Source organism: uncultured Phascolarctobacterium sp., assembly GCF_902463975.1.
Lineage (GTDB): Bacteria > Bacillota > Negativicutes > Acidaminococcales > Acidaminococcaceae > Phascolarctobacterium_A.
In genome coordinates this window covers 1-12,378 of sequence record NZ_CABQHJ010000047.1, presented here as the reverse complement: position 1 = coordinate 12,378, position 12,378 = coordinate 1, and the positions used below count along the sequence as shown (strand labels likewise).

Sequence of the window (12,378 nt, the reverse complement as noted above, 5' to 3'; positions counted from 1 at the left end):
TTTTTTTCTTTTCTTCTTTGGAAACGATAATATTGTTTTTCTTCATGTAGTCAATACCGTGAAAAAAGAACATTTAAAAGAATTACGAACAAGCGCTAGTAACAGCAAAGCGACCCGATTAAGAGAGCTTTTTGGTAAAACTTTTTCTCCTGAAAAAGTTTTTGTTTTGCCGCGCTTTACAAAAAGCGCGAACCTTTCTTCCAACTTCTTTCAGTTATGAAAGAAGTTGAATTAAACCAAAGTATCAAAAAAACAAAATCCCCCGCAGGAAACCCTGCGAGGGTAAAGCATGCGACACCTCTCTTCACTTCTTCACAGCCAGGCTGCGGATGGAAACATTCACGTTATTCACCTTCATGGCTGTCATATACTCAACCTTTTCCTTAATCTTCGCCTGGAACTGCTTGGTAACAGCAAAAAGCTTAACGCCGTAATACAGCACAACCTCCACGCTGATGACAATACCTTTGCTGTTGTCACTGCGGCGGCGCACCTTAATCGATGTCACGCGCTCCACGCCCTCCAACTTGCGCCCGATGATCTGGATAATATCCTCCAACGCACTGTCGGAAATCAGCAGCTTGCCGTAAAAGCTGAACGATGGACGTACGATAGAACGGTCCGCGTCCTTCTCCTGCTTACGCTTGCTGGAAAAAAGATTGTACGGCAAATCCGCAAAATAGCCTGTAAAATGCGGCTTCAGCTCCACCGTTGGCACCGGCACGATATGCTTGCCCTCCTGCAGACGTGCATGACGGGCCTTCTTGATTTCGGCCTTGCTGGCAATCTGATTGATATACACAGTCTTGACTGGCTTATCCAACTGCAGTCTGCCGATAATTTTGTTGATCATATTGTCGGAGGTAGCAATAATCAGCAGACGATGAATGTTACTGGTTGCCAGCGCCTTACGTACTGCCTGCGCGTGCCCTTCATCTGTGAAGATGGCACGCTTAACGGCCTGTATTCTGTTGTCTTCGTTCTTGGCGGAGATGCCTGCCAGGATTTTAGTACCCTTAATCAGCAGGCCGTCGTCAATAATAGCATCACAGCGGTTATCAAAGGCCACGCCGATGGCATGGTGGCTCTTGCCTGTACCGCTAGGTCCTACAAAAGCAACTACTTCCATTCTATTACACCCTTAACATCATCATATTGCACCTGCCAGATTCCCAGCTTTGTGGGGAAGCGGTCAGGGATTCCGTGAAAGTCACTGCCACCGCTCACCAGCAGTCCACGCTGCTTGGCCAGCGCCAGCCAATGGCTTTGCGCCTGCGCATCCGCGCTGGGGTGCCACACCTCGATGCCGTCAAACGGTTCTGCGGCAAGCAAGCGTTCGGGCAGCGTTTTATCCACCAGCTCCGAGGGATGTGCCAACACAGCGATGCCGCCTGCCTCGTGAATCAGCGTCACTGCCTCCTGCGGGGAAAGCTTAGGCTGCGGCACATACGCCGGTCCGCCGCGGTGCAGCAGTGCGTCGAAAACCTCCTGCACGGTAGCAAAATAGCCCTTGGCTACCAATGCCTTGGCCACATGCGGACGGCCCACTGCCCTGTTCTTGGGGTCGCAGGCATCCACCTCCACATGGTAGCCTAATTTTTCCAGCTTTTCCAGCATGGCATATAAACGATGCTCGCGCGCATGGCGCATTTCATCCATCTTCTTATGCAACGCTTCACAGTCCATAGAAACGTGATAGCCTAAAATATGCACGGCATCATCCTCGTACTGCGTTCCCAGCTCTACGCCGGTGATAACGCGGATGCGACCATTATAATGTTTCGCCGCCTCGCGTGCTTCCGCCATACCGTTCCACGAATCATGGTCGGTGATGGCAATTACGCCAATGCCTTTAGCTACAGCCTCGTCCACCAGCATCGTTGGCGTGTAGCGTCCGTCGCTGAAGGTGCTGTGCAAATGTAAATCTACAAGCTGCGCTGCCATTACAGCATACCTGCGAGCTTAATCAGCGTCATAGTGCCAAAGGCAGTACCGCCTTTAACCTTGAAGCCATCGGTCTTAGTTGCGGTGGAGGTGCCGCCGATATCAAGATGCGCCCACGGGATATCTTTATCAACGAACTCACCGATGAACAGGCCACCGGTGATGCAGCCTCCGGCACGTCCTGCGCTGTTGAGCAGGTCCGCAACGTCGCTCTTGATGGCTTCCTTGCATTCAGGCAGGGAAGGCAGCTGCCAGTAGTTTTCACCGGCCATGCGACCTGCCAGCTTAATCTGCTCTACCAGCTCGTCATTATTCGCCACAATACCGCTGGTTTCGTTGCCCAACGCGATGATTACCGCACCGGTGAGCGTTGCTATATCAATAACCTTCTTGGCACCCGTTTGGCAGGCATACCAGACTGCGTCCGCCAGCACCATGCGTCCTTCCGCATCGGTGGAAACAACCTCGATGGTCTTACCGTTGGCTGCACGCACGATGTCGCCGGGGCGCTGCGCCTTGCCGTCAGGCATATTTTCTGCGCAGGCCAGTACGCCGATAACGTTGCATTTCAGGCCTAAACGTGCGATGGCACGCATAGCGCCAAGCACAGCGCCTGCACCCGTCATGTCGTCTTTCATCTCGCCCATGTTATCGTCAGGCTTAATGGAAATACCGCCGCTGTCAAAGGTAATGCCCTTGCCTACAAAGGCTGTATAGGGCGCATCACCGTTGCCATTATAGCGCAGGGCAATCAAACGCGAGGGATTAACACTGCCCTGACCTACTGCCAGCAGTGCGTTCATGCCTCTGTCCTGCATGGCTGCCTCGTCCAGAATAGTGATTTCCAGCGGCAGCTCCTGTCCCAGCTTCAGTGCATCTGCTTCCATGGTCTGCGGTGTTACCACGTTACCTGGGTTATTCACTAAATCGCGCGCAAAGCACACTCCTTCCGCAGAGATTTCCGCAGCGTTAATGATTTCCGCCACCTCCGGCACAGCGCTCAGCACTGTAGCCTCACACAGCGGTGCCTGCTTTGCTTCGCTCTTGAAGCTGTTGAAGGTGTACGCGCCGAGGTAGAGGCCTTCGACGAGCGCCTGCAGGTTTTTGCTGCGTGCTTCGTTCAGCAGGATGGGCGCTGCCAGTACAGCCTTTTGCGCCTTAGCCTTGTGCAAAGCGCGGGCAGCAGCGCCGGCAGCCTTACGGAAATTGTTCGGCTTGCAGTCCTTGCCCTCGCCGCAGCCTGCCAAAAGCAGTGTCAGCAAACCTTCACCCTGCGGCAGCACCAGTGTGGTTACGTTGCCTGCGTCATAAATATCATCGTGCTGCGTGGTGTACGCCATTGCTACCTTGGCTGCTGCCTCCGGCAGCTCCAGCTTGTCGATAGCTGCCGCACATTCCTTACACAGAAACAGTACTATACTATCTGCATCATTATAAGCTGCAGCGTTGAACTCCGCTGCAATGCATTGAAATTGGTTTAACATTCTTAAAATCTCCTAACATTATTTATATTCTATCGCTGTCTGCAATTCGTTAAGCATCATATTGCCGCTGGAACGCTGCAGCGTCAAATCGCTCACCAGCACCTTCATCTCGCGGATTCTCCGGCCTTTGGGGAAATAAGAACCCAGCGCATGAATGGTATAAGGTGTCTTGTCGATATTGCCGATATACATCAGGCAATGGCCGTCCATATAAAGTGCTGCACCGGGCATCAGCTTGCTGATGACAGCAGCGCGCTCCTGGGCAGTGCCGCTCAGCTTTTTCTTCGTGCCTGCGGTCAACTCCTGCTGGTCGGCATTACGCGGCAGCACAATGCCTACAGTGCGGTAAGCATTGAACACTAGGCTTGAGCAGTCCACGCTGTTTTTCAAACCGCCCCAGCCATACGGCTTGCCATAAAATTTGAAGGCGGAATTCAGCAGATTATTGCTGGTATATGGCAGATAACCATAATGCACGGCAGAGGCAGCCTTTGGCACCAGCAGCTTCTGCTTCTGAAGGTGGCCTGTTTTAGTGCGCACCGGCGCAATTACTGTATAGGTATTGCTCTGCACACTATCAACCGGCAGGCGTGCACCCTGCTGATAAAGCACCTGCTCACCGTCCGTTTTCAGGTTATATTCCGCATCGGTAACAACAAGAAACTTCTGCGGCTTTACAAAGCTGTTCCAGGTGTTCTTGTCGGTCATGGCTACATTATACTTGCTCACCCAACCGCTGTAATTTACTGCCTGCACGTAGTAAAAATAACCATTGGCACTGGTGTGCAGCACAGCCACAGGCTCGCCGGGGTCCAGCATAGTTTCCTGCAGCGCGTCAAAATCCCTGTCGCCCGCGTAATAATACAGGCCTTCGCCCGTAGGCAGCGCGCGCACAGCGGTACGGCGCACCGTCACTGCGTATTGCACAGCCACGCTTTTGGGAATAGCGGCAATATTGCTTTGCTTACGCAGGATGTTCTTATAGTTTTCGCTCACCTTGTTGCCATGCAGATACAGGTCATCGTCAAGGATGGAATAATCCATAATCCTCGTTTTAAGCGCATCACCGCTCATCGTCGCAGGATAATTTGCCAGGTCAGGCATACTGCGGGAAGCAGCGCGCACCTTGGCGTTGAAGGATGCCACACCTTTCGCATCCAGAATAACCGTATCACCGCTCTTGTTCTGCTCCGTCCAGTGCGACGGGTTCACCAGCGGCGGATAATTGGTAATGCCTGCCGCCGAAGCACCCAAAGGCAGCAGCAGTCCGCAAACAACAGCAGCTGTATATAAAAGCTTTGCTAATCGCAATTTCGTTCCTCCCTTCTTGCAGCATATATTTTACTGCAAGTAACCTAAAATACTTGTAATATTATTATATTCTTTAGGCAGAACAAAAATCCTGCTTTAGTATATGAAAAAAGCTGATGTAAGCATTGGCCTACATCAGCGTAGAAGCGATATTTTATTTCTGCAGATCCTTGGCATTGCCCGGTTTGATTTTGCTTTCGGTGCCTGTGAGCAGGCGATGGATATTTTCCTTGTGGCGCAAAACTACAAAGAAAGCGGCAACCACCGAGAAAATCACATAAGCAGAGGGATAACCCAGATACCACGCCAGCGGCGGCGTAAAGACAGCAGCCATAATGGAGCCAAGCGATACATAACGCGTCAGCAGCACGCACACCAGCCAGATACCGAAGCTAGCCACAGCAACCTTAGGCATCATAAAAATCAACAGGCCCAGTGCGGTCGCAACGCCCTTGCCACCCTTAAAGCCCAGAAAGATCGAATAATTGTGTCCCAAAAGCGCACCCAAAGCCGTAACCACATCCAGCAGCGGATTGTGGAAAAAATAACTCATAATACCAACCGCGAGAATACCCTTGAAGGCATCGGCAATCAGCACCAGCACCGCAGTCTTGGGACCGACGGTACGGAAAACGTTCGTTGTACCGATATTTTTGCTGCCGTAATTACGGATATCAATACCATGAAAGGCCTGCACCAACCATAAGCCGCTGGGAACAGAGCCGCAGACATGACCGAGCACGAAGCCCAGCAGAAAATGTAATATACCCACCTCATTGAACATAACAAATCACCTGACTTTTATTTATTCATCCTCGTTCTTACCACGGATAATCATCTGAATCGGTGTGCCTTCAAAGCCAAAGGCCTCACGCAGTTTGTTCTCCAGATAACGCTGATAGGAGAAATGCATGATTTCCGGTTCGTTAACAAAGATAACAAAGGTTGGCGGTTTGATTTTGACCTGTGTAACGTAAAGAATCTTAAGACGTTTGCCCTTTTCGGTCGGCGGCGGATTGATAGCCACAGCGTCCTCGATAACCTGGTTGAGAATACTGGTAGCGATACGCATAGCATTCTGCTCGGCAACATAGGAGATAACCTCCGGCAGACGGTGAATACGCTGCTTGGTAACGGCAGAAACGAAAACTACCGGCGCATACTGCAGGAAAACAAGCTCCTTGCGCAGAGTTTCGGTATAACGCAGAGTGGAGGAATTGTCCTTCTCGTACAAATCCCACTTGTTGACAACCAGAATAACAGCCTTGCCTGCCTCATGAGCATAGCCGACGATACGTTTATCCTGTTCGGTAACACCTTCGACAGCATCAAAAACCATCAGCACAACGTCACTGCGGTCAACCGCACGCAGAGAACGCATAACGCTGTATTTTTCAATCGGTTCGTCAACCTTAGCCTTGCGGCGCATGCCTGCGGTATCAATGAACAGGTACTTCTGACCGTTGCGTACTACCGGAGTATCAATCGCATCACGGGTAGTGCCTGCAACATCACTTACGATAGAACGCTCCTCGCCTACCAGTGCGTTGAAAATAGAGGACTTGCCCACGTTAGGACGGCCGATCAGGGCAACCTTGATTTCGTCCTCTTCCTCCAGGTCGCCTGCCATCTTATCGGACGGGAACTTGGCAACAACGGCATCCAGCAAATCGCCCAGGCCCAAATGGTTGGACGCGGAAACAGCAATCGGATCACCGATACCCAGATTATAGAATTCAAAGGTATTCATCTCCTGCTTCGGAGAATCCGCCTTATTGACAGCCAGAACAATCGGCTTCTTGGACTGACGCAGCAGACGGGCAACGTCAGCATCCTCGGTAGTAATGCCTGCGCGCGCATCGCAGACGAACAGAATAACGTCCGCCTCCTTAATCGCAATCTGTGCCTGCTGACGGATAGAAACAGCAATAGCATCAGCATTCATGATTTCGATACCGCCGGTATCAACCATCATAAACTCGTGGTCCAGCCATTCGGCGGTAGCATACAGACGGTCGCGGGTAACGCCCGGTGTATCCTCAACAATGGAAATCCTGCTGTTGGCAAAAATATTAAAAAGAGTAGATTTGCCTACGTTCGGACGTCCAACTATAGCAACTATTGGTTTAGCCATAATCAAATCTCCTTCATCATAATAAATTTTTTAGTATGTGTCTATCATAGAAATGTAAAATTTTTTGTATATTTATGGGGAATCCCCCTTCCGCCTCGCTGCGCTCGGCACCTTCCCCGAGGGGCAGGCAAGACTAATAGCTTTCAATTAGCCTTCATTAGTATGTTCTTGGTTCCCCCTTGGGGGACAAGGTGAATTGCCCGAAGGGCAAGAGAGGGCGACCTGGGGCGACTGTCGCGTCAGCGACTAAAGGGGGTAACGCAGATGGAGTGGTATAACGCACACCTCAATGGTCGATGCCGTTGCGCGAGCCAACTCCCTTATGGAAGTAATGCTTAACCTCGCTCATATCAGTAACAAGGTCGGCAATTTTAATAAGCTCTTCCGGTGCACCTCTACCAGTAGTAATAACCTCAACGTTATTTTTATGCTCACGCAAAAAATCAACAACCTCCTGAGTCGGCAGCATTTGGGTAGCAAGCACAATATTCAGCTCATCGAGGATAATAATGTCCGCAGCGTGCGAGCTGATAGCTTCTTTCGCCTCTTCCCAACCGTCACGGCACATCTTTAAATCAATAGGATCGGGATTACGGAAATTAACAAAGGCGTCGCGTCCCACCTGCCGCAGCGTAAACCAGGGTAGATTCTTTGCAGCCCGCGCCTCGCCATACTCTGGATCATCCTTCAAAAATGAAAGCATCAGCGTCTTCATGCCATAACCAGAGGCACGCAGCGCCACGCCCAAAGCGGCAGTAGTCTTGCCCTTGCCTGTACCTGTATAAACCTGCAGCATACGCTTCACCTATCTTTCCAATAATAAATGCAGCAGCTCCTTCGCACCCTTGGCAATTTCCACCTTGCCCGGGTATCGCTCCTTGAACTGCGCCAGCGACATATCATCCAAAAACAGCTTATCGTTATTCAAAACCACATCCGGCAGAATAATCTTCTTATCCTGCACGTTCGCAAGGATATCGCTACCCGTCAAAAGACCGGTGACATTGACCTTGCCGCCGAAAAAGCTGTTAGGCACAGGTACAAAGCGGTGCTCCGAACCGAACTGGCTGTTCAGCTTGGCCATCAAGGGCTTTAGTACACGGTAAGCGCCCTCACCCACGGGAATCACCGCAGGCTCTGCAGGATGAAAGCTCTGCATCTGCGCCAACGCCTCGTCCCACTCCAGCATAAAGTTGGCAGTAAGGCCGATGCCGTTTTCCAGCTGCGGGAAGCCGTCGTACCATTCGGTAGGAGGAAAAGGCTTTTCCGCCAGCAGATAAAATTCATCGCCCAAGTAGATAAACGTCTTGCCTGTTTCCTTACGGCAGCGCTCCTGCCATGCGGTCACCTGCTCCACAACCTCTGCGGCCTGCTCCTTCGTAAAGGTAGCAAGCTGCGTCAGGTGCTCGCGGTGCTTAGTAGTACCTACGGGAACAACCGCCATCGTCAGCACATTGGGATACTGCGCGTACAAATCGTTGAAGCTCTTGGCAAGAATCTCGCCGTCATTATAACCGGGACAGCAGACAATCTGTGTATGCACCTGAATGCCCGCATCGAACAAAAGCTGCAAGCGCTCCATCAGCTGACCGGCAAAACGGTTGTGCATCATCTGGCAGCGCACCTGCGGGTCGGTAGCATGTACCGAAACATACAGCGGCGTCAGATGCGTGCGGATAATACGTTCAAAATCTTCATCCTTCATATTGGTGAGTGTAATGAAGTTACCATATAAGAAGGACAGACGGTAATCGTCATCACGCACATACAGACCCGGACGCATACCGGGAATCATCTGGTCAACAAAGCAGAAAACACAGTTATTGTAGCAAGTCGCAACTCTGTCAAAAACTGCGGAATCAAACTCCAGGCCAAGATCCTCATCCGGATATTTTTCTATATGTACCTGACGGCGTGTGCCATCGGTGGCCTCTATCTCCAGATCAACCTCGTAATCGGAGGTATAGAAGCTCAATTCAATTATATCCTTAACCTGTACGCCGTCTACGCTGCACAGCTTTTCGCCGGCCTTGATGCCTGCGTCCGCTGCCAAACTGTTCTTGCGTACACCACTAATAAGTCCTACCATTACAACTCCTTAAAAAATGCAGATAATCAACCGTGAAAAGATTAGTCGTCAAATTATTATATCATATTAGCTTAAAGAATGCAAAAAGGGGACGCACTGATGCTGTCCCCCAAAATAATATTGCTATAAAAAAGATAAGCAAAACTCTTCCGGTTTATATAAATACTGCGCTCATTAGCGACAGTCTTCAAAAGTTCACAAAGCGCAACTTGCACAAAGTATGGCTTTATGTTATATTATAAGTGATAAGACAACCGCCCAACCAGGTGGGTTGCCGATTAAGGTTACGGAAAAGCCGCCCTGTTCTCGTCAAAGTATAGGGGCGGTTTTTCTATGTCCGTATGCTTTTACTTTCGATTCTGAAAAATGAACGTCAGCAATGCTACGATAAAAATTCCAAAGGACATTAAATCCTGAAAACTGAAATATACCATAGACATCACCTCCATTCCGAAGAATTTCGGCAATGCCCCACCCTCTAGCTCGGTTGTCTTACACAATATTTTATCATGTAAAACCAAAACACACAACGAACAAACTGTGAAGTTTGCGCTGTGTGTTTTTTATTGGCCAAAATATTTTACTAAAAGCTTTATTTCTTATTTTTCTTCTGCTCTTTGAGCCAATTTTTATAATCTTGGACGGTATCTTTGGCGTAATCTGTTTTTAAATCAGCATAGTAGCCAAGAGCTTTTTCTACCAGTTCAGTATTTCCTTCACGGCTTGCCATGATAAGCATTGATTCAATCGCGATAAATTTATCTTCAATAGTCTTTGACTCTGCCAGGCATCTTTGTGCCATTTCCCAACCCAAGAAATATTTGCCAGTAAATTCCAGTAAACGTTGCAGATTAAACAAACATGTAAGATATGTGTCGCTATCTTTATCTTCGTCTGTTACACAAGCTAAAGCACGCTGATATTCTTCTATCGCTTCATCATACAAAAGGTAGAGCTCCAAATCAGCAGCACGATGAAATCTTGCTTCAAACATATCAGGCGGATTCATGGAAATTATCAAATTATCAATGGCAAATAATTTACCTGGATTCGTTTCGTTAGCTGCCAATTCATTTAATTCTTCTACACTTTTTCCTTGAATATCAGCGATTTTTTCAACAAATTCTTTACGCCAATATTGTTGTATTGTCTGCGGACGTATTTTCTCCAGATACTCCAAAACCTTCGGCACAAATTTTTCTTTCGTGATTGCAGAGTCTGCATACCAAAGGTTCGACTGTCCCATGCCCAAGCCTGCGCCTGCTTTTGATGCCGAAAGAACCCTAAAATTACGCAGCTCTTCGGGAATAATATGCGCATTTTCTTCTCTGGTTTTAAAATTATATTGCCAACATGTATGATTTTCTACAATGCTATCTTCAAAATACTGATAGTAACGATACATCTCGGCGTGTTCGTACCAGCCAACGATATGCCGTCCTGTATCATTAGTCGCTACCCAGATAACTGTAACGTCATCAATTTTATCTACATCATCTGGCACATCCTCTACACGCGCCAGATTCAACCTCTCCCCTGGTGCACGCACATACCCAAGGCAGTAATGGTTATACGGATAGAAATTGAAACTTTCACAAGCATCATTATTTTCTTTGACAAATGCACCGCCATTCTTCGGTTGGTCGTTGTCAGTAATGCCACTATAAAGTTTCATCCATGCTATATTACAAAAAACTACTTTTGCCATCTTTATATCTCTCCCAAATTATCTGCTTTCTTCTTTAACGAATGTTGGGAACTGATAATCCAAGTAATTATCCAGCTCGTTGAAATTAGGGAATCTACGTTCCAATTCACGGAATTTCGGTCCGTGAGAATGAATCAGCTGATGCAGGCACTCGTGATAAATAAGGTACTTTAGTACTTCACGCGGCACGCTGGCAGAATTAAGGCCGCAATTCATTTTGATATTATCGCCAAGATAAATATATTGTGCAAAATACGTCTTATAAGCCTTCTTAGTCCAGCCAATCGTCGGGCGCTTGAAGTCGTCGCCCAAGTTGTCTTTTTGTTCTGCCAAAACTTCATCAAGCAAAATTTCCAGCGGTTCAGCGAAAGGATCTGCGCTAAGCAAGGCAAACTCTGTTTCTGCTTCTTCAATACTAGAGCCCATCGGCGTAACGCCGGTGGGATACAGAAGGAAGTCAAAAATACGTCGTTGATAGGATTCCACATTGCCATACAAGCTGTCAATGATCGTCTTATGCGCATTATAAATTGCATGAATATCCTGCTGAATTTTGAAGATGTTGGCCAAAGACGTTTCTTCGCGATACTTCATCGCCAATTTTGACGGGTCGATGTCGTCACGCTCGTCGAACGATTGAAACTCTGGAAAAGCTTTCTCCGTCGCCGTCAGCTCTGCAATGTCTTCCAATTCCTGAGGCGTAGGCATCACACCGAAGCCATCGAAATATTTTTGCAAAAGCAGTTTGCCGTTCTGCTCTTCCGCTGCAACAAGCGCCTGCGTATCTGCCTTCATTGCTGCATAGCCTTCCTGTTGGTTGGCGAAAACAAGCACTTTCTCAGGCATGTCATTTTTATCATAAACATTGTACCAACCCACAGGCAGCACAGCGGCGTGCACCTTGAAGCCCAAATCGCCGTAAGAAATGGCACGCATCGCGTCGATAATGCTGGACACAGGAATTTCTTCCAATTTGTTCTTTTTCTTCGGCTCTTTCTTGGTGTCTCCCGGTATTCCGCCTTCTTCGCCTTCCAGCAGAAACGAAGGGTTGAGCCAACGTGTAAAGCTTGCCCACTTATCACAGAAGTCAACGATGTACACTTCTTTTGTGCCACCGCATTGCTCGCCACGCATGCCGCGCCCAATCATCTGCATTAATAAAACGTCACTGTTCGTCGGACGTGTCAGAAAAACTGTATGAATATCAGGAATATCGCTGCCCTCGCTAAGAATGTTGACGTTAATTAATACGTCGATATGGTCATCATTGCCATCCTTATCCTTATGGTTGTTATGGCGGAAACGTTCAATAATTGCGTCTTTCACACTGTCGTCCATGCCAGAATAAATGCGGTCACATTTTACACCCTTTTTGACGAACATATCTGCCAAAACATCACAGTGCGTAATGTTCAAGGCGAAAATTATCGTTTTGCCGTATTTCTCTTTATTATCAAGGTATTCCTTAATAATAACTTCGTTACGTTCGTTAATCTTTGCAATCTTGTTGACAGCTTGTTCCGTCAAATCGCCTTTCGCCAAAACTTTTTTCAGCTCATCTTTATCAATATAAGTTTCAATTTCAACATTCGTTTCACGTTTTAAGTTTATCGGCGTAGCCAGAGTACCATCAGCAATCAGTTTGCTCAAGGGAATGGCATAAATGATTTTCTGCTCAAACAGTTTCAGCAGCGAAACAGTGCCCATG

Annotated in this window: 12 protein-coding genes; 1 reads left to right on the top strand and 11 read right to left on the bottom strand. The window is 48.3% G+C overall.

The window, feature by feature from the left end; genetic code table 11:
- On the top strand, positions 1 to 220 hold a 220-nt coding region (locus tag RDW05_RS11225; protein WP_307979116.1), incomplete at its 5' end, for a hypothetical protein.
- Between the two features lie 84 nt (positions 221 to 304).
- Here RDW05_RS11225 and RDW05_RS11220 read toward each other — a convergent pair.
- The 11 genes from RDW05_RS11220 to RDW05_RS11175 all read right to left on the bottom strand — a co-directional run.
- Positions 305 to 1,129: an Asp23/Gls24 family envelope stress response protein gene (locus tag RDW05_RS11220; protein ID WP_307979114.1), complete on the bottom strand. Its 825-nt coding sequence runs from the start codon at positions 1,127 to 1,129 to the stop codon at positions 305 to 307.
- Entirely contained in the window at positions 1,120 to 1,944 is an 825-nt protein-coding gene (locus RDW05_RS11215; RefSeq protein WP_307979112.1) for a PHP domain-containing protein, read from the bottom strand. Before RDW05_RS11215 ends, RDW05_RS11220 begins: the two co-directional genes overlap by 10 nt.
- Positions 1,944 to 3,428, bottom strand: coding sequence for a leucyl aminopeptidase (locus RDW05_RS11210; protein ID WP_307979110.1), 1,485 nt, complete (start codon positions 3,426 to 3,428; stop codon positions 1,944 to 1,946). Before RDW05_RS11210 ends, RDW05_RS11215 begins: the two co-directional genes overlap by 1 nt.
- A gap of 18 nt (positions 3,429 to 3,446) precedes the next feature.
- Positions 3,447 to 4,739 carry an SH3 domain-containing protein gene (locus tag RDW05_RS11205; protein ID WP_307979108.1) on the bottom strand — a complete coding sequence of 431 codons (1,293 nt, stop codon included), beginning with the start codon at positions 4,737 to 4,739 and terminating at the stop codon, positions 3,447 to 3,449.
- 154 nt (positions 4,740 to 4,893) lie between these two features.
- Positions 4,894 to 5,523 (bottom strand): glycerol-3-phosphate 1-O-acyltransferase PlsY, encoded by a 630-nt coding sequence (gene plsY / locus RDW05_RS11200; protein ID WP_307979107.1) that lies wholly within the window; start codon positions 5,521 to 5,523, stop codon positions 4,894 to 4,896.
- Between the two features lie 21 nt (positions 5,524 to 5,544).
- Complete coding sequence (der, locus tag RDW05_RS11195) at positions 5,545 to 6,873, bottom strand: ribosome biogenesis GTPase Der (RefSeq protein WP_021719958.1); 1,329 nt, start codon at positions 6,871 to 6,873, stop codon at positions 5,545 to 5,547.
- Positions 6,874 to 7,159: 286 nt separating this feature from the next.
- The gene (locus RDW05_RS11190; protein WP_303710434.1) at positions 7,160 to 7,669 is read right to left on the bottom strand and encodes a cob(I)yrinic acid a,c-diamide adenosyltransferase; all 510 of its coding nucleotides are present in this window, start codon (positions 7,667 to 7,669) and stop codon (positions 7,160 to 7,162) included.
- A gap of 9 nt (positions 7,670 to 7,678) precedes the next feature.
- Complete coding sequence (locus RDW05_RS11185; protein WP_307979105.1) at positions 7,679 to 8,962, bottom strand: DUF512 domain-containing protein; 1,284 nt, start codon at positions 8,960 to 8,962, stop codon at positions 7,679 to 7,681.
- A 347-nt stretch (positions 8,963 to 9,309) separates the two neighbouring features.
- Positions 9,310 to 9,369, bottom strand: a complete 60-nt coding sequence (locus RDW05_RS11700) for a putative holin-like toxin (RefSeq protein ID WP_366938777.1) — start codon at positions 9,367 to 9,369, stop codon at positions 9,310 to 9,312.
- Positions 9,370 to 9,554: 185 nt separating this feature from the next.
- Complete coding sequence (locus RDW05_RS11180) at positions 9,555 to 10,670, bottom strand: hypothetical protein (RefSeq protein ID WP_307979104.1); 1,116 nt, start codon at positions 10,668 to 10,670, stop codon at positions 9,555 to 9,557.
- Between the two features lie 18 nt (positions 10,671 to 10,688).
- On the bottom strand, positions 10,689 to 12,378 hold a 1,690-nt coding region (locus tag RDW05_RS11175; protein ID WP_307979103.1), incomplete at its 5' end, for a helicase-related protein.

Excerpts from the sequence above, each read along its gene's own strand:
- RDW05_RS11220 (WP_307979114.1), bottom strand. The coding sequence starts at position 1,129 with ATGGAAGTAGTTGCTTTTGTAGGACCTAGCGGTACAGGCAAGAGCCAC.
- RDW05_RS11215 (WP_307979112.1), bottom strand. The coding sequence starts at position 1,944 with ATGGCAGCGCAGCTTGTAGATTTACATTTGCACAGCACCTTCAGCGAC.
- RDW05_RS11210 (WP_307979110.1), bottom strand. The coding sequence starts at position 3,428 with ATGTTAAACCAATTTCAATGCATTGCAGCGGAGTTCAACGCTGCAGCT.
- plsY (WP_307979107.1), bottom strand. The coding sequence starts at position 5,523 with ATGTTCAATGAGGTGGGTATATTACATTTTCTGCTGGGCTTCGTGCTC.
- der (WP_021719958.1), bottom strand. The coding sequence starts at position 6,873 with ATGGCTAAACCAATAGTTGCTATAGTTGGACGTCCGAACGTAGGCAAA.
- RDW05_RS11190 (WP_303710434.1), bottom strand. The coding sequence starts at position 7,669 with ATGCTGCAGGTTTATACAGGTACAGGCAAGGGCAAGACTACTGCCGCT.
- RDW05_RS11185 (WP_307979105.1), bottom strand. The coding sequence starts at position 8,962 with ATGGTAGGACTTATTAGTGGTGTACGCAAGAACAGTTTGGCAGCGGAC.
- RDW05_RS11180 (WP_307979104.1), bottom strand. The coding sequence starts at position 10,670 with ATGGCAAAAGTAGTTTTTTGTAATATAGCATGGATGAAACTTTATAGT.